This is a genomic window from Stenotrophomonas sp. RIT309 (assembly GCF_000632045.1).
Taxonomy (GTDB): domain Bacteria; phylum Pseudomonadota; class Gammaproteobacteria; order Xanthomonadales; family Xanthomonadaceae; genus Stenotrophomonas; species Stenotrophomonas indicatrix.
Genome location: NZ_JFYS01000001.1, coordinates 101,674 through 119,196, shown reverse-complemented (window position 1 = coordinate 119,196; position 17,523 = coordinate 101,674). Strand labels below are relative to the sequence as shown.

Here is a 17,523-nt window from a genome sequence, read left to right as displayed (position 1 = left end):
AGGCGGCATGCAGGCAGCGTGGAGGACGCCGCACGCACGATCACGGCGTTGCCGGGCCCGTCCCTGGCAGGAAGTTCGCCATCCGCTCCAGCTCGTCCTCCAGCGCATTGCTGAATGCCACGTCCCCTGGTGCGCTGCCATCGACATAACCGAAGCTGGGCTGCAGCTGCCCATCCTTCGCCGCGACATTGGCCCAGCCGATCACCTGGTCGCGCCACAACAGCGGCAGCGCGTAGTAGCCGAAGCGACGCTTGGCCGCCGGGGTGTAGGCCTCGAACCGATAGACCCAGCCCCAGAGCAGTTCGAACCGTCGCCGATCCCAGGCCACCGGATCGAACGGCGCGAGCAGCCGCACCTGTTCATCGGTCTGGTAGCGCCGCGAACGGGGGTTCTCGTCGGCCGGCCAGTACCAGGTGGTTCCATCGATGCTGCAGCCCGCCAGCTGCTCGCGCGCCAACCGCAGTGCCTGCTGGATCTCCTCCGCCAGATGCGGTGCGCCATAGCCCAGAAGCCGCGCCAGATAGGTGAGGCTCGCCGAAGGCAGCGGCGCATACTTGCGCACCACCAGATCGATCAGTGCGGTAGCGCGCTGCAGGCGTGCGGCCTTGCCGCCATCGGCCGGGGCATGTGCCGCAACGGCATAGATGCGGGTACCGCTGTCACGACGATGGATGCGCAGCATGCCGCGATAGTGCATGCCGTCCAGCAGGTGGGTGCTGGCGTTGCTGGTGCCGCCCCAGTAGTTGGTCACCCGGCCATGCGCGAACGCCTGGTCGACTTCGCGCGGATGCACCGCACCCCGCTCCTGCACGAACGCCAGCACGTCGGCTGCCTTGCGCCGCGTGCTCGCGTCCCATGGCCTGCGGGACACCCGGGGATGCATCAGGGAAAGGTGTTCACGCGGCAGGAAGCCGTAGTTGACCAGGAAGTCTTCCTCGATCGGCAGTCGGCTGTAGCGGCGCTCCAGGTCCCCGGCCCGGTAGCCCTTCACCCGGTGCCGCAGGGTCAGGTCCTGGGCGCGTGCGGGCGCACGGATGGGATCGGCCTGCACGAAGCCCAGCCGACGGATCGCTGTCAGCAACGTGGTAGGCGTGAACAGCGTGCGGGCTACGGCGTAGCGGCGCAGATCATCGAGGGTCGGCGAGGTCGGCATGGGCCGATTGTAGGACTGCCGGCCGCCCCGCTGCAGGACGTCATCCGCGCAAGGCGCGCCGGATCCGCTGGCCCGCCGCTTACAATCTCCCCAGCAGGCCACAGCCAAGGGAATCGCGTGCCACCGTTCAACCTGTTCCAGCGCCTGTCGCAGGCGCCGACCAACCCGCGCACCGACACTGCACCGCGCACATTCGATGTGGCCGAGCTGTACGAAGGGCCGGTGCGCCTGCAGGATGATGCAGCCGCCGCGCCGCTGCGGCTGGACGAGAAACTGCGCCAGGCCTACTTCTGGATCGTCAACAACGCGATCATCAGCCCGCACTACGACATCGAGTACCACGAAGGCCCCTCCGCCTCGTTCGCGGTGGGTGACACACGGCGGCCGCTGACCCTGCCATCGGCGCAGAGCTATTCCAGTTACGTGCTGCTGCCGCTGCTGACCTTCGCCACCCGCCGCAAGTGCCTGTTCGTGGGTGGGCCAGGGCGCGGCAAGACCGCCAGCGCGATCCTGATGGGCGTCCTGGCCGGCTATCCGGTCCGCGAGGTGCGCCGGGCGATGCAGCACGGGCACCCGCAGATGACCATCGCCGATCTGCTCGGCAACCCCCTGCCCGCCGACCTGGTGGCCGCGCAGGACATGGCGGACATCCGCATTGCCTGGCGGTCGTGGCTGGGGATGCGGGTGAAGATCATCGACGAATACAACCGCATTCCCACCCGCACCCAGAGCGCGCTGCTGACGGTGATGGGCGACAACTACGCCGAGATCCTCAACCACGTCTACGAATGCCCGGAATCGGCGTGGTACCTGACCGCCAACGATGATCGCGGCGGCGGCACCTACCAGGTGATCGAAGCCCTGCGCGACCGCATCGACGTGGTGGTGCAGGCACTGGCTTTCAACCCGCGGTTCCTGGAAGAGATGCTGCTGCGCATCGAGCAGGACATCCGCCCGGAAGAGCTCGTGCCGCGTGACATCATCTTCAGCGAGGCCGAGGGCGACCAGCTGCTGCAGGAGATCCGCGCGGTCGACGTACCGCAGGACGTGCGCCGCCGCATCGAATTCTTCAGCAGCCAGTTCGAGCTGATGGAAACCGCCGGCGCCCAGTTCGAGTACCTGACCAAGGACACCGTGCGCCTGGCCGGCACCGAATGGGCGCAGGCAACCGCTGCCGACAGCGGCCGCGATCGCATGAAGGACCTGGGTTGCCAGACCCGCAACGGCCTGTCGGTGCGCAACCTGATGACCCTGCTGATGTTCGCCAAGGCCATGGCGTACTTCCGCGGCAGCCCTGCCGTTGCCCTGGAGGATGTGCGCCAGGTACTGCCCTTCGTGCTGAACGACAAGCTGCAACCGGATCTTGATGCGCCCTTCTTCGCCCTGCCGGAGAATGCGCCCTATCGCAGCGATCGGCTCAGCTGGCTGCGCTGGCTGCTCGATGCCTCCAACGCCGAATATGACCGGCTGGATCTGGATCGCGACGATCCGGTGGGCGAGCTGTCGGCACAGTTCCAGCGGGGCCTGGATGGGATGACCGAGACGGAAACGCGCAAGCGCCTGACCCGCATCGAGCGTCTGGTGGACGAACGGGTGAAGGGACGCAAGCTGTACGGCCATCTGTACGACGACCTGCTGAAGCTGAAGTACCTGCACCAGCGCTACACCAACTACCTGCATTGGCTGCGGGCACGCTGATCGTGGTTTCCGCCGTTCTCGCCGAGCTGCTGGCCGCGCGCCGTTCCGTGCTGAACCAGGCCGTGGCCGATGCCCGCCACCGCTGGCCCGGCCTGGACATGGCCGCCTTCAGCGCGTTCGTCACCCAGACCATCGACCCCCTCTGCCAGGCCATCCAGCGCCACCACCCGTCGGCAACGCAGAGCACGTGCGAGGCCGCCTTCGAGATCGGTCTGGAGCTGGTGGCGCAGGGCCATGCCGGCCCGAAGGCGCGTCTGCCGTGGGTCGAGCAGGCCTGGCGCTCGCTGGCCCCGGCCCTCGCCCCGTTGCTGGCCCACGCTCCGCGCGAGACCCTCGGCACCATCAGCAATGCGGTGGTGCGGCTGGGCGCCAGTCCGGACGTTCGCGTCGCGCAGTGGATCGATGCGATGGCGGCGCATGCAGGCGGGTGCACATCCTTGCCGGAACTGCGCGACATCGGGGCGCTCTGTGCCTGGCAGGCGGGGATGGTGCAGCTGCGCCGCCCTGCCCTTGCCCGTATCGATGCCCTGCCCGCGAATACGGTCGCCGCCGTGCTGGGCATCGATGCGGGTGATCTGGCCTCGGTCCGGGTCCAGCTTGAGCAGGACCGCTGGTGGAATCCGCGGCAGGGCAGCGTCGACCTGCGCGGGCATCGTGTCGGCAGCTTCAGCGGCCTGGACGGCGCGTTTCCGGCACCGCCACAGGTTCGTGCAACGACCGAGGGCTTCGTGGTCGAAAGTGCAGGCGGGTACTTTCTGCTGCTCGCCGATGCCTTCGGTGCCGTCCTGCTGCCTGCCAGCGCCGCCGAATACGCAGCGGGCAGCAGCAGCGGACCGGCGCCGGATGTGACCGCCCGCTTGGGCGTGCAATGGACAGCGCCGGCATTGTCCAAGGACGACCTGTGTGCGGTCTCCGGCGCGTCGGGCATCGCCCTGTTCTCGCCGTGGTCGCACCATGTGCATGTGTTGCCACCCCAATGAGTGCCACGGTCGCTGATCCGCTGCAGCCCTGGCGCGAGGCCTGGCCACAGGCACTGGCCACATGGAGCCGTTTCACCCGGCTGCAGGACCCGAAGCTGTGCCATTCGCGCATGCAGGCGGCCGCCGAGGGCCTGACCGGCAGCTTCGCGGCCATCCGCCTCGCCGACCAGCGCATCGTCATCGATCTGGAGGAAGTACAGCGCCTGCAGCTGCAACCCTACGCGCTGGAGATCCTCGCCCACGAGATCGGCCACCACGTGCTGGCGCCTGCCACCGCCAGCGACCATGCACGGCTGCTGGCGCGCATCCGCCGTGCGCTGCCGACGCTGGAAGCGCATGCACCGATGGTCGCCAACCTCTACACCGACCTGCTCATCAACGATCGCCTGCAGCGCCAGAGCGGGCTGCGCATGGATGCGATCTATCGACGCCTGGCCGCACAACCGGCGCAGGCCAGCTCGCCGGTCTGGCAGCTGTACATGGGCATCTACGAGGAACTGTGGCAGCAGCCGCGCGGCACGCTGGGGGGCTCGACCGACGACAGCGCATTGCAGGGCGATGCCTGGCTCGGTGCACGCGTCGTGCGCGTCTACGCCAGCGACTGGATGATCGGCGCTGGCCGCTTCGCCACGCTGCTGCTGCCCTGGCTGCTGGAATCACAGCAGGATGCGCGGGTGGATGCCTTGATGGATACCCGGCACGCCGGCCAGGGAAGCCAACCGGTCGGCCTGGGGCAGCTGGAGGACGACGAGCTGGCGCCGGCGCCGCACCCCGCATCCGACCCACGCATCACTGGCGATGAGCGCGGCGGCGACGCACAGCAGAAGAGCGATCTGCCTGCGGATGCGCTCGCTGGGGACCCTGCGCACTCGCCAGGACAGATGCGCGAGCCGTTCGAGTACGGGCAGATCCTGCGCGCGGCCGGCCTGGACCTGGATGACCATCAGATCGCCGTGCGTTACTACCGCGAGCGCGCGCTGCCACACCTGATCCGCTACCCGTCGCGGCGGCAGCCGCAGGCCCTGGAGCCGCTGCCGGAGGGGCTGCAGCCCTGGGAAGCCGGCGATGCACTGGACGCAGTGGACTGGCTGCAATCGGTGCTGCAGTCACCCCATGTGATTCCCGGGCTGACGACGGTACAGCGTGTGCACGGGCTGGCACCCGGCCGTGAACCCGCTGCCGAACCGGTGGACCTGGATCTGTACGTGGACAGTTCCGGTTCGATGCCCAACCCGCAGGCATGGACCTCGTTCCTGACCCTGGCCGGCGCCATCATCGCGCTGTCGGCGCTGCGCGTGGGTGCACGCGTACAGGCCACGCTGTGGAGCGGCACCGGGCAGCACCTGCACACCGACGGCTTCGTGCGTTCGGAAGACGACATCCTCAAGGTGCTTACCGGCTATTTCGGTGGCGCCACCGCGTTTCCGATCCACCGGTTGCGTGACACCTATGCCGAGCGTCCACCGCATGCACGGGCGGTGCATATCCTGCACATCTCCGACGACGGCATCACCACGATGTTCGACAAGGATGAGCGCGGCAACAGCGGCTGGGACGTGGCCGCCAGAGCGCTGCGTGTGGCCGGCGGTGGCGGCACCATGGCGCTGAACCTGTTCAGCCCGCTGCCGTCCCGCATCGCCGATGCCGCCAACGCGGGATGGACCGGCGATCTGCTGCGCGCACGCGACGTGGGATGGAACATCCATGTGGTGCGCGACATGGCCGACCTGCTGCAGTTCGCGCGCGCCTTCAGCCAGCAGCACTACGGCCCTGGCGGCATGCGGGTGCAGCGATGATCGTGCTCTGCCTTGCGCCCGCGCACCTCTGACGATTGCCCTTCCACCCAGGTATTTGCCAAGTCTGGAACCTGACCATGCTCTCCGGCCCCTCCCTTGACGTTCTGCTGCGGCGCCTGCTGGACATGCCGCCCGATTTCCTCGAGCCACCGCGCCGCGCCGGCAGCGGTCGGCTGCACGTCGCGGCGGTGGTGGGCGATGTCTTTGCCGCACGCTCGCTGCACCTGCCCCCTGCACTGCGGGCAACGCTGTCGGGTGATCTGGCCGGCGTGGATGCAAACCAGCTCTCGCTTTCAGCGGTGACCGCATGGCTGATGGCAGATGCGTACTGGAATGCACTGGATATCGCCCCGGAGGCGTGGATGCCCCTGTTCGCCGAAGCAGTGCCAGCGCTGGCGGCCAGTACCAGCGCAGACCGGTTCGTCTTCGATCCAGAGCGCCGCGAAGAACTGGTGCGCACCGTGGTGGCCCGGCTGGGCCTGCTGCCGCAGGGTGAAACAGCGGCCCAGGCGACCGATCGACTGGCCCGGGTCAGCGGCGTGGAACGGCAGCGCCTGCTCGATGCCAGCCGCGCCGCTGAAGCGCGCGCGCGTGCCATCCGCGAGGCCTTGGCGCGCAAGGCGGCCGAAGAGTCTGCGGACAAGTGGACCCGCGAGTGAGCCGCGAGCCGACCGATGCCGATCGCTATCCCACGCTGAGCGCGGCGGGCTTGGCGATGCTGCAGCAGATGCGCGAGCACCCGGCGGCGCCGATCTTCCGCAATGCCAGCGGCAACCGCCTGCTTGCCGATGAGGTGACGGCATTGCGTGGCTACGAACGGGAGATCATCTGCGCGCGCTTCGAGTGGACGCCAGGTCAACCGCCACCGTGGCTGCAGGCGCATGTGACCGAGGTGTTTGCGCAGGTGCCGTATTACCGCACGCAGGCGATGCCAGCCGCCTTCACCGACATTGCACCGGTCCACCGTGGCGACCTCGCAGCGGACATCGCCCGTTTCGTGCCAGACCCGGTCCCGCTGGAGCGGATGATCAATTTCCGCACCACCGGCACCACCGGCCATCCACTGGTACTGCCATCGCATCCGGTGGTGGCGGCACGCTATCTGGCCCATCACAAGCGCGCCTTGCAGCGCTTCGGCATCACCCTGGCGCACGGCCGCGGCCAGATGGGGGTGATGTTGCTGGGCATGCAGCAGCGGTGCTTCACCTATGTTTCGGTGACACCGACGATGGACGAATCCGGCCTGGCCAAGATCAACCTGCATCCCGATGACTGGCGCCATCCTGAGGACCGCGCACGCTACATCGACCAGATGCAGCCGGAAGTGATCGCCGGCGACCCGATTTCCTTCGCAGCGCTGCTGGAATTGCCCGTGCGACACCGGCCGCAGGCGCTGCTGTCGGTATCGATGGCGCTGTCTACGGGCCTGCGCCAGGCCCTGGCCGCGCGCTTTGGCTGCGCGGTGCTCGATCTGTATTCAATGAACGAAGCGGGCCCGCTGGCCGTGTATGACGATGCTGCCGGCGGCCACGTACTGCTGCAGCCGCGCATGTATGTGGAAATTCTCGGGCCCGACGGGACGCCGTTGCCGCCCGGGGAGACCGGTGAGATCACGCTCAGCGGCGGATTCAACTTCTGCCTGCCGCTGCTGCGCTACCGCACCGGCGACCGCGGCGCGCTGGCCATGGCCGGCGATACGCCGATGATCGTCGGCCTGCAGGGGCGACGTCCGGTACGCTATCTGACCGCCGACCAGCAGTGGATCAACAACATCGACCTGACCCATGCGCTGGCTGCGCTGCCGTTGTCACGATACGTGGTGCATCAGCACAGCGATGGCCGCGTTGCATTGTCGTTGCCACCTGCAGAGCTGGGCTACTCCGCCGAGGCGATCCGCTGCCTGCGCGCGGTGTTGCGAGGACAGCCGGTGGATGTCATTGCGCTGCAGCGCGAAGACAAGGTTCTGCAGTACTCCAGCGACGTAGCCGGGAGCAGTCCGCCGCCGCGATGAGTGCCGTGCGTCAGCGCAGCCATTGCGCATAGGCGGCCAGCACCGCCAGGTGCGCCACGTAATAAACGTAGAACGCCCAGCGCCATCGTGGCAGCCGCCACTGCACGCGCGCGGCCGCCAGCGCCAGCGGGATGGCCAGCAATGCCCATCCATTGCCATTGACCCAGCACAGCCCACCGAATCCGAACGCCAGCAGCCAGTAGGCCCGGTGGCGGAATGCGATCCAGCCCAGCATCACGAATGCCACGCCCACCCATTGGTAATCCGCGAAGAACGGCAGCAGCCCACCCGCCACCAGCAGCAACAGCTGCCGGTTATTGGCCAGCGCGTGCACCGCTACAGCGGCCAGGCCGAAGGTCAACAGGATGTTCAGCGGCAACCAGTGGCCGAAGGCCAGCATATGCAGGGGTTGCGCAACCAGGCCCCAAGCGGACAGGCGCCGTATCGACTTGCCCAGATCCGCCCCGGGCTGTGCCAGGTTGCAGGCCATCACCAGTGCGAACAGCGGGAAGGCGATGCGCCCCAGCTCGCTGACCACCGGTACATAGCCGCCGAAAACCACTTTGGCGACATGATCGCCGGTCATCGACAGCAGCGCGAGCCACTTCAGCAGCTCGCGGGCGCCGCTGCCGAGGGCGCTGCGCGCCGGGGAGTATCGTGCAGCGACGTCCTGCGCGCTCATGCCACCATCCTCTGCGTCCTGCAGGGTCGATATCGCCAGGAATCGGCGGCCTTACCCCTTGAACGCAAAGAATACTTGAACCTGGGGCGGATGACGCTGGTCGATGTGCCCCGCTATCCTTGTACTCCCTGCTTGTGAGGCACCGCCATGCGCACGCTGTACCCGCCGATTACCCCGTACCGCGAACACACGCTGCCCGTGGATGCACTGCACACCCTGCATGTCGAGGAGTGCGGCACGCCCGATGGCATTCCGGTGGTGTACCTGCACGGCGGCCCGGGCGCTGGCATCTCGCCCACCCACCGCCGCTTCTTCGACCCCAGGCGCTACCGCATCGTGCTGATCGATCAGCGCGGCAGCGGCCGCTCCACGCCCTTCGGCGAGCTTCGCGACAACACCACGCAGCATCTGGTGGCCGACATCGAGAAGGTCCGCCAACACCTGGGCATCGAGCGCTGGCTGGTCTACGGCGGGTCCTGGGGTTCGACCCTGTCGCTGGCCTATGCACAGGCGCATCCCGACCGCGCCACCGGGCTGATCGTGCGCGGCGTGTTCCTGGGGCGAGAGGAAGAGAACCGCTGGTTCGCCGAGCTCAACGGCGGTGCGCGCTGGATCTTCCCGGAGCGCTGGGATCGCTACCAGGCGCACATTCCGGAAAGCGAGCGCGGCAACATGCTCGACGCGTACTGGAAACGCCTGGACCACGCCGACGAAGCCATCCGCATCGCCGCGGCACAAGCGTGGCTGGGCTGGGAAGACAATGCCGCCACGCTGCTGCACGACGTCGACGCGGTGTCCGCTACCGATCCGCTCGATACGCTGGCCAAGGCACGCATCGAGGCCCACTACTTCCGCCACAACACTTTCCTCGAGCACGGCCAGCTGCTGCGCGACATTGATCGCATCCGCCATCTGCCGGGGGTCATCGTGCAGGGGCGCTACGACATCATCTGTCCGCCGCGCAGTGCCTGGGACCTGGCACAGGCGTGGCCGGAAGCCCGGCTGGAGATGGTCATCGCCGGCCACAGCGCCAACGAAGCGGCCACGACCGATGCCCTGGTGCGGGCCACCGACGCTTTCGCGGACCGCAGCTGAACAAAAGGGGCCAACGGCCCCTTTTTCTATACCAAGGTATAGCCGGGCTAACCCACGGGCCTCTAGGCCTGCTGAATACGAGAGCGGACAATAGCGCCACTGGCCAGTGACTGGCCGCCCCACGCGGAGACGTAGATGGATCCCGACCCTGCCGGGCGCAACGCGCGCCCCTGCCTGCCTACTTGTTCACTGCTGGCGACTGACGGCTGGTTCCTGTCCGTGTAAGCGATGGGAGCCCCGGGCAGCGCCTGCCCGGAGGAATCCCATGTCCTACAAGATTCTCTACATCACCGTGCGCCGCCTGATCGGTGAGCGTGATGTTTCCGGCCTGCGCAGCCTGCTGCTGCAGCACGGCCCTGTCCTGTTCGCCCGTTCGCTGGCCCTCGGCTCGCCACGGGTGGTGGCCGACGCACTGTCGCTGCTGCCGATCAGCGAGCGCATCAACGTGCTGCGCCACCTGCCCTACCCGCTGCGCGATGCGATGAAGCCGCTGTGCATCGGCGGCAGCCAACGCTTGCGCATGCAGCCCTGGTCGCCATCGGTGCTGGCCATGCGCCACGCCTGATACCCCCCTTCCGCTCCACGCGCCGGCTGCGCCCGGCGCCGCTCCAAGAGGACCTTCCCATGAGCCTGCTCAACGCCTGGTTCAACGCCTTCCTGCGCAGCCGTCGCGCGGGCAACCTGTTCGGTCGTCGCGCGATGCCCGAAGCCGGGTACGGCCTTGGCAGCACGCAGGCCGCGCCCACCGCGCTCACTGCTGGACTGCTCGCGCTTGCACAGGGCAGCGAAGCCGATGCGCTGGCCACCCTGCAGTCACATGTCGATGGTCTCAGCCCGCACGAGGCCGAAGAGCGCCTGCTGCGCTTTGGCCCCAACGAGGTCGATCACGAGAAGCCACTGCCGTGGTGGCGCCATCTGTGGCAGTGCTATCGCAACCCGTTCAACCTGCTGCTGACGGTGCTGGCGGCCGTGTCCTGGCTGACCGAAGACGCCAAGGCGACGGTGGTGATCGGTGCGATGGTGGTGCTGTCCACCCTGATCCGCTTCGTGCAGGAGGGGCGTTCCAACCGCGCTGCCGAACGGCTGAAGGCGCTGGTAGGCAACACCGCCCGCGTGCTGCGCCGCGCTGCGGGCACCGAGGCGGCGGAGGTGGCCGACCAGTATTTCGGCGCGCAGCTGCACAGCCGTCGGCCGGCACGGCTGCTGGACCTGCCGATCCGCGCTCTGGTACCGGGTGACCATATCGTGCTGTCGGCAGGCGACATGATCCCGGCCGACTGCCGCGTGCTCGCCGCCAAGGATCTGTTTGTCGCACAGGCGGCGATGACCGGCGAATCGCTGCCGGTGGAGAAGTTCGTGCAGCCGGGCAACGCCGACGCCGGCCTGATAGAACAGGCCAACCTGTTGTTCATGGGTACCAATGTGGTGTCCGGCACGGCAACAGCACTGGTGCTGGCCACCGGCAACACCAGCTATTTCGGCACCCTCGCCCAGCGCAGCAGTGCCAGCGATCGCGCGCCGACAGCGTTCCAGGCCGGGGTCAACAGTGTCAGCTGGCTGCTGATCCGCTTTGCCCTGGTGATGGTGCCGTTCGTGCTGCTGGTCAATGGCTGGACCAAGGGCGACTGGACCGAAGCATTCCTGTTCGCGCTGTCGGTGGCGGTCGGCCTGACCCCGGAAATGCTGCCGATGATCGTCACCTCCACCCTGGCCAAGGGCGCGGTGCTGCTGTCGCGGCGCAAGGTGATCGTCAAGCGCCTGGACGCGATCCAGAACTTCGGTGCGATGGAAGTGCTGTGTACCGACAAGACCGGCACCCTCACCCAGGACAAGATCGCGCTGGAGCGGCACACCGATGTGTTCGGGCAGGATTCGGAGGAGGTGCTGACCTTCGCCTACCTCAACAGCCACTTCCAGACCGGCCTGATCAACCTGCTGGATCGTGCGGTGCTGGAGCATGTGGAGCTGCAGAGCTCGCTGCGCCTGTCGCAGGACTACCGCAAGGTCGATGAGATTCCGTTCGACTTCGAGCGCCGTCGGATGTCGGTGGTGGTCTCCGAGCGCGAGGACCATCACGAATTGATCTGCAAGGGTGCGGTGGAGGAGATGCTGGCGGTGTGCAGCACCGTGCGCGAGAACGGCCGGGACATGCCGCTGGACGCGCAGCGCCTGGCCCGGGTGCGGCAGACCACCGAGGAACTGAACGAACAGGGCCTGCGCGTGGTGGCGGTGGCGATGAAAGAAACCGCCGCCAGCCAGACGGTCTACTCCCAGGCCGACGAACGGGATCTGACCCTGGTGGGTTATGTGGCCTTCCTCGATCCGCCGAAGGAATCCGCTGCTCACGCACTGCAGGCGCTGGCCGCGCATGGTGTCGAAGTGAAGGTGTTCACCGGCGACAACGAACTGGTCACCGCCCGGATCTGCGCCCAGGTCGGCCTGGACGCCGACACGATCGTGACCGGCCCGCAGATCGAGCGCATGGACGACGCTGCCGTGGCGCGTGCACTGCAGGAGCACCGCGTGTTCGCCCGCCTCACGCCCCTGCACAAGGAACGGCTGGTGCGCGAGCTGCGCGCGCAGGGCAAGGTGGTCGGCTTTCTCGGTGATGGCATCAACGATGCTCCCGCACTGCGCGCCGCCGATATCGGCATCAGCGTGGACAGTGCGGTGGACATCGCTAAGGAGGCCGCCGACATCATCCTGCTGGAAAAGAACCTGATGGTGCTGGAGGAAGGTGTCATCCAGGGGCGGCGCACCTTCAGCAACATGCTCAAGTACATCCGCATGACCGCCAGTTCCAATTTCGGCAACGTGTTCTCGGTGCTGGTGGCCTCGGCGTTCCTGCCCTTCCTGCCGATGTTGCCGCTGCAGCTGCTGGTGCAGAACCTGCTGTATGACATCTCGCAGATCGCCATTCCCTTCGACAACGTGGATGAGGAGCTGGTGCGCAGGCCGCTGAAGTGGAACCCGGCGGACATCGGCCGCTTCATGGTGTTCTTCGGTCCGATCAGCTCGATCTTCGACCTCAGCTGCTTCGCCCTGATGTGGTACGTGTTCGATGCACGCACGCCGGCCGATCAGGGCCTGTTCCAGTCGGGCTGGTTCGTGGTCGGGCTGCTGACCCAGACGCTGATCGTGCACATGATCCGCACGCCCAAGGTACCGTTCCTGCAGAGCATCGCCGCACCGCCGCTGCTGCTGATGACCGGGGCGATCATGGCCATCGGCGTGATCCTGCCGATGAGCCCGTTGGCCGGCTACTTCAAGCTGCAGGCACTGCCGGCCGGTTACTGGCCGTTCCTGGTGGCGATCCTGTTCGGCTATGCGGTGCTGACCACCGCGCTGAAGAAGCTCTACATCCGCCGCTACGGCTGGCAGTAAACGCACCGGCGCAGGGAGAACCCTCATGGACTTCAACCCCCACCTGCCCGCTTTCAACGCGGGCGCCACCCTCAGCTCGCTGATCAGCCTGTCCGTCGCCTTCGTGCTGGGTGCGCTGATCGGCCTGGAGCGGCAGTTCCGCCAGCGCACCGCCGGACTGCGCACCAATACGCTGGTAGCGGTGGGTGCAGCGGTGTTCGTCGACCTGGCCGTGCGCTTCCACGACCTGTACGGCGGGCCGCCGTCGCCACTGCACGTGGTGGCCTACGTGATCTCCGGCGTCGGCTTCCTCGGTGCCGGCGCGATCATGAAGGATGGCGCCCAGGTGTCGGGCCTGAACACCGCCGCCACCCTGTGGGGTTCGGCTGCGGTCGGCGCCTGTGCCGGCATCAAGCTGCTGCCTGAAGCGGTACTGGCTGCGGTGTTCGTGCTGGCTGCCAATACCCTGCTGCGGCCGGTGGTGAACCGCATCCAGCGGCAGCCGCTGCCGGAAGCGTTCAGCGAGGCCACCTATGCCATCAACGTGGTCTGCCAGCGTGAGCAGCAGGCCGAGGTGCTGGACCGGCTGCTGCTGTTGCTGGAGCAGGCGCAGTACCCGGTACGCGCGGTCGACCAGCGGCCGTTCGGCGAGCGCGATGTCGAGATCGAAGCGGTGCTGTACGCCACCACGGTCGATGGCGCTGAACTGGATGCGGTGCTGGCAACGCTGGCCGCCACGCCGGGCATGCTGCAGGGATTCTGGAACGCCAGCCTGGAGGAGTAGTGCCGGCCGCTGGCCGGCAACCTCATGAACTGCGGGAACACCCTGCAGGTGCCGGCCAGCGGCCGGCACTACCCTGCATCTCTCTGGCGCATGCCGACCAAGGTCGGCATCTGCTGAACAGCGCTTTGCTATCCTTTCCACCCACGCCAGGGAGCTATCCCGATGCCATCGCTGTCGCCCCGCCGCCCCCTGGTCGTGCTGGCCCTGATCATCGTGATGGCGGCCATCTTCCTGGTCGATACGGTTACCGACTACGCCGTTGCCGCTGCCTGCTTCTACGCTGCCGTCATCCTCGCAGCGTCACGGCGGCTGCCCGCACGCGGGCTCATCGCCCTTGCGGCGGTCTGCATCGGGTTGACCGGCCTCAGCTTCTTCCTGACCCGCTTCGGCACGTACCGTATCGGCCTGGTCAATTCAGCGATCGGCATGCTGGTGATCGGCATCACCACCTACCTGGCATTGAAGATGGAAGCGGCCAAGGCCGCGGTGCAGGATGCACAGGCGCGCCTGCTGCGGGTGGCCCGCGCCTCCACCGTCGGCGAGCTGACCACCTCCATCGCACATGAAGTGAACCAGCCGCTGGCGGCCATCGCCAGCAGCGCCGAAGCCAGCCAGCGCTGGTTGGCCCAGGAACCGCCGAACCTGGACAAGGCGCGCCAGACCATCGCCCGCATCGTCGCCGACGCCCACCGTGCCAGTGACGTGATTGCCCGCATCCGCGGCCTGACTCAAGGCGCCGCGCCAGAGCGCCAGGCCTTCGACCTCAACCTGGCCGTGGAGGAAATGCTGGCACTCTCGCGCAGCGAACTGGAGCAGCATGGTGTGACCGTGGCGCTGGTGCTGGGCAGCGACCTGCCACCCGCCCACGCCGATCGCGTGCAGGTGCAGCAGGTGATCGGCAACCTCATCCTCAACGCCGTCGATGCGATGTCGGACACGCCCGTAAGCGAGCGCAGGCTGTCCCTGCTGACGGCGTACGATGGCCGCAGCCACATCAGCCTGAGCGTGCGCGATCGTGGTGTCGGCCTGCCCTCGGAGCAGACTGCCCGCGTGTTCGATGCATTCTGGACCACCAAGGCGAACGGCCTCGGCCTGGGCCTCAGCCTGAGCCGCTCGATGATCGAAGCCAACGGCGGCCATATCCGCGCGGAACGACCGCCCGGTGGCGGCGCCTGCTTCATCTTCGAGCTGCCCACGGCCACGGAGGCTGCGCATGCGTAAAGCCACCACAGCACCTATGGAACCGTCACCGATCGTCTATGTGATCGACGACGACGCCTCGGTGCGCGCCGCGCTGGAGGACCTGCTGGCCTCGATGGGCCTGCAGGTGCGGGCCTTCGCCTCCACCGGGGAATTCCTTGCCCACCCGCGGGACGACGCTCCGTCATGCCTGGTGCTGGACGTGCGCATGCCTGGGCAGAGCGGACTGGATTTCCATCGCAACATGGCCAGCCACGATCTGCACCTGCCGGTCGTGTTCATCACCGGCCACGGCGACATCGCCATGGGCGTCAATGCGATCAAGGACGGCGCCATCGAATTCCTGACCAAGCCGTTCCGCGACCAGGAACTGCTGGACGCGATCCACAGGGGCATCGGGATCGATCGCCAGCGGCGCCGCGAGGGTGATGCGCTGGGCGCGTTGCAGCTGCGCTGGGGCACCTTGAACGCCGGCGAACGCGAGGTGGTTGCCGGCGTGGTGCGCGGTCGCCTGAACAAGCAGATCGCCGCCGACCTGGGTGTCAGCGAGATCACCGTGAAGGTGCGTCGCGCGCAGGTCATGCGCAAGATGGAAGCACGCACGCTGGTCGATCTGGTGCGCATGTATGACCGGCTGCAGGCCGCTGCGCCATGACCGCCTACGTGGCCCTGCTGCGCGCGGTCAATGTCGGCGGCACCGGCAAGCTACCGATGACCGAGCTGGTGCGGATGTGCGAGAACGCCGGATTCCGGGACGTCCGCACCTATATCGCCAGCGGCAATGCCGTGTTCAGCAGTACGCTCGACGAGGCGGGTGTGCGCGGCAGTTTGGCGAAAAGTCTGCATGCTTATGCGGGCAAGCCGGTCGGCGTGCTGGTGCGTACCGCTGCTGAGATGGCCGAAGTGGTCGCCCACAACCCGTTCAAGGACGCCGCCGGCAACCGTGTCGTCGCCCTGTTCATCGATGCAGCGCTGCCGAAGGACCCGCTGCAGGGCGTGACGGGTATTGGCGAAGAACAGCTCGCTCTCGGCAAGCGCGAGCTGTTCATCCACTACGGCGATGGCATGGCCGGTTCGCGCCTGCGCGTCCCCTTCGCAGCAAACGGAACCGGCCGCAACATCAACACCGTGAGCCGACTGGCGGCGATGGCTGCGGAGCTGCGCTGAGCTCAGGCCTGCCGGGCAGCCCCCTAACGGCGCGTCGCTGCAATGCTTCGCTTCAACCGTGTATCGGCCAGCCCCACCGCCAGCAGCACGATGCTGGTCAGCCACCCTGCCGCCAGCAGGTGCATCCATGGCAGCACGAAGCCGAGCACGACCAGAACCCCTGCCCCCACCAGGTGCGAGCGCGGCACGCGGCCGTAGACCGCCCGCTTGTACAGTGCGCTGCCCAGCAGGTAGATGAGCGGCCCTGCTGCCAGCATCGCGGCATACGCCAGGGTCACCGTCGCCTCCGGTTCGTCCATCACCAGGTCGTTGCCGACGGCGGTGGCGATGATGCCGGCGATCAGCAGCGCGTGCACGTAGTGGAAGTAGGCGCCGATGCGGCCCGGGTCGTCGGAACGGGTGATGGTGTCGGTGGCGTCGCGGCTGGAGATGCCGAAATACAGCCACCACATTGCGATCGTACCGGCAAAGGTCGCCAGCACTGCCGACACCACTGCGCCACTCCAGTGCTCCACCTCGCTCAGCACGCCGCCGGTTGCCAGCAACGTCTCACCCAATGCGACGATCACGAACAACTGGCAGCGCTCGGCCAGGTGCCCACCTTCGATGGTCCACTCACGGGTACGCGAACGGCCAAGGCCCGGAAACGCGAAACCGAACATCGGTGAGATGTACTCGCAGGCGACAGCCACCGCCCACAATGCCAGCCGCGCATTGCCCTCGACCGATGCACCGGCCAGCCAGAAACAGGCCGAAACGCTGACCCAGGCCAGCATGCGCCTGAAGTTGGCGGCCAGCGGGTGCGAGCGCCCTACTTCCAGCAGCACAAACAGCGTCCGCCCTACCTGCATCGTGGCGTAGGCACCGGCGAACATCCAGGCGCGACCGGCAAAGGCTTCCGGGATGGACGAAGACATCAGCAACGCCAGCAGCATCGTGACGAACAACAGGCCACGGATACGCGGCGCCTCCGGGTCGAACCAGTTGCTGACCCAGCACGCGTACTGCCAGCCAAGCCAGACCGCAAACCACAACACCAGCGTCTGCAGCACGCCCAGCAGGCCCAGGTGGTGCAGCAGGTGGTGGCTGAGCTGGGTGACCGCGAACACATAGACCAGGTCGAAGAACAGTTCTTCGTAGGTCACCCGTGCATGATGGCCGTCGCGACGACGCAGGGCAGGAAGACGGGGCGTTGCCGGCATCACGGATCCTCGGTTCAGCGGCCCAGCCGCCAGAAGATGGCACCGGCCACCAGCGCCGGCACGGCAAACACCAGCAGCAGGATCGGCAACTCCTCGCGCACCGTATAGCCTGCCCGGCTGACCCCCACCCACATGTTGGCCACCGATACCAGCAGCCAGGTGCCGATGAAGGCCAGCAGCGCCGTTGGCAGCTGAGGGCTGCTTGTGCTCCAGAGCCTGCCGAACAGCGCGAAGACGGCCAGCAGCAGGAACCCGCCGACGATCACCAGAAGCACGTGCATGGTCACTCTCCCCGATGGCTGCCATGCAGCCTATCTGCGGCCGAGTGTGCGCTGCAGAGGGTGATCGTGGATTCACTTTCCGGGCACCGCGAACAATCCCGTCGTCGCTCA

Annotated in this window: 16 protein-coding genes; 12 read left to right on the top strand and 4 right to left on the bottom strand. The window is 67.3% G+C overall.

The window, feature by feature from the left end:
• Positions 1 to 40: 40 nt before the first annotated feature.
• Entirely contained in the window at positions 41 to 1,153 is a 1,113-nt protein-coding gene (locus BW38_RS19845; RefSeq protein ID WP_032974641.1) for a crosslink repair DNA glycosylase YcaQ family protein, read from the bottom strand.
• Positions 1,154 to 1,270: 117 nt separating this feature from the next.
• Here BW38_RS19845 and BW38_RS19850 point away from each other — a divergent pair, with 117 nt between their 5' ends.
• The 5 genes from BW38_RS19850 (at position 1,271) to BW38_RS19860 (ending at position 7,638) form a co-directional block, all read left to right on the top strand.
• Complete coding sequence (locus BW38_RS19850) at positions 1,271 to 2,851, top strand: AAA family ATPase (protein ID WP_032974639.1); 1,581 nt, start codon at positions 1,271 to 1,273, stop codon at positions 2,849 to 2,851.
• A gap of 2 nt (positions 2,852 to 2,853) precedes the next feature.
• Entirely contained in the window at positions 2,854 to 3,831 is a 978-nt protein-coding gene (locus BW38_RS21135; RefSeq protein ID WP_152543253.1) for a hypothetical protein, read from the top strand.
• Complete coding sequence (locus BW38_RS19855) at positions 3,828 to 5,627, top strand: hypothetical protein (RefSeq protein ID WP_032974637.1); 1,800 nt, start codon at positions 3,828 to 3,830, stop codon at positions 5,625 to 5,627. Before BW38_RS21135 ends, BW38_RS19855 begins: the two co-directional genes overlap by 4 nt.
• Positions 5,628 to 5,704: 77 nt before the next feature.
• Positions 5,705 to 6,286 (top strand): hypothetical protein, encoded by a 582-nt coding sequence (locus BW38_RS0120370; protein WP_032974634.1) that lies wholly within the window; start codon positions 5,705 to 5,707, stop codon positions 6,284 to 6,286.
• Positions 6,283 to 7,638: an AMP-binding protein gene (locus tag BW38_RS19860; protein WP_032974633.1), complete on the top strand. Its 1,356-nt coding sequence runs from the start codon at positions 6,283 to 6,285 to the stop codon at positions 7,636 to 7,638. Before BW38_RS0120370 ends, BW38_RS19860 begins: the two co-directional genes overlap by 4 nt.
• Before the next feature lie 10 nt (positions 7,639 to 7,648).
• On the opposite strand, the gene BW38_RS19865 is transcribed toward BW38_RS19860, so the two are convergent.
• Positions 7,649 to 8,320 carry a TraX family protein gene (locus BW38_RS19865; RefSeq protein ID WP_051584830.1) on the bottom strand — a complete coding sequence of 224 codons (672 nt, stop codon included), beginning with the start codon at positions 8,318 to 8,320 and terminating at the stop codon, positions 7,649 to 7,651.
• Positions 8,321 to 8,467: 147 nt separating this feature from the next.
• Here BW38_RS19865 and pip point away from each other — a divergent pair, with 147 nt between their 5' ends.
• From pip to BW38_RS19900, 7 genes are all read left to right on the top strand, one after another.
• The gene (gene pip / locus BW38_RS19870) at positions 8,468 to 9,415 is read left to right on the top strand and encodes a prolyl aminopeptidase (RefSeq protein WP_032974631.1); all 948 of its coding nucleotides are present in this window, start codon (positions 8,468 to 8,470) and stop codon (positions 9,413 to 9,415) included.
• Positions 9,416 to 9,680: 265 nt separating this feature from the next.
• The gene (locus tag BW38_RS19875) at positions 9,681 to 9,980 is read left to right on the top strand and encodes a hypothetical protein (protein WP_032974628.1); all 300 of its coding nucleotides are present in this window, start codon (positions 9,681 to 9,683) and stop codon (positions 9,978 to 9,980) included.
• Positions 9,981 to 10,039: 59 nt separating this feature from the next.
• Positions 10,040 to 12,799 (top strand): magnesium-translocating P-type ATPase, encoded by a 2,760-nt coding sequence (gene mgtA, locus BW38_RS19880; RefSeq protein ID WP_032974627.1) that lies wholly within the window; start codon positions 10,040 to 10,042, stop codon positions 12,797 to 12,799.
• Positions 12,800 to 12,824: 25 nt separating this feature from the next.
• Entirely contained in the window at positions 12,825 to 13,562 is a 738-nt protein-coding gene (locus tag BW38_RS19885; RefSeq protein WP_032974625.1) for an MgtC/SapB family protein, read from the top strand.
• Positions 13,563 to 13,724: 162 nt separating this feature from the next.
• A complete protein-coding gene (locus BW38_RS19890) occupies positions 13,725 to 14,783 on the top strand; it encodes an ATP-binding protein (RefSeq protein WP_032974624.1) in 1,059 nt (352 codons plus the stop codon).
• Entirely contained in the window at positions 14,776 to 15,417 is a 642-nt protein-coding gene (locus tag BW38_RS19895) for a response regulator transcription factor (protein ID WP_032974623.1), read from the top strand. Before BW38_RS19890 ends, BW38_RS19895 begins: the two co-directional genes overlap by 8 nt.
• Complete coding sequence (locus BW38_RS19900; RefSeq protein WP_032974622.1) at positions 15,414 to 15,929, top strand: DUF1697 domain-containing protein; 516 nt, start codon at positions 15,414 to 15,416, stop codon at positions 15,927 to 15,929. The genes BW38_RS19895 and BW38_RS19900 overlap by 4 nt, the downstream gene beginning before the upstream one ends.
• Before the next feature lie 23 nt (positions 15,930 to 15,952).
• On the opposite strand, the gene BW38_RS19905 is transcribed toward BW38_RS19900, so the two are convergent.
• Together BW38_RS19905 and BW38_RS19910 are read right to left on the bottom strand one after the other, a co-directional pair.
• Entirely contained in the window at positions 15,953 to 17,131 is a 1,179-nt protein-coding gene (locus tag BW38_RS19905; RefSeq protein WP_032974620.1) for a low temperature requirement protein A, read from the bottom strand.
• A gap of 14 nt (positions 17,132 to 17,145) precedes the next feature.
• Positions 17,146 to 17,412: a hypothetical protein gene (locus tag BW38_RS19910; RefSeq protein WP_032974619.1), complete on the bottom strand. Its 267-nt coding sequence runs from the start codon at positions 17,410 to 17,412 to the stop codon at positions 17,146 to 17,148.
• Positions 17,413 to 17,523: the final 111 nt, after the last annotated feature.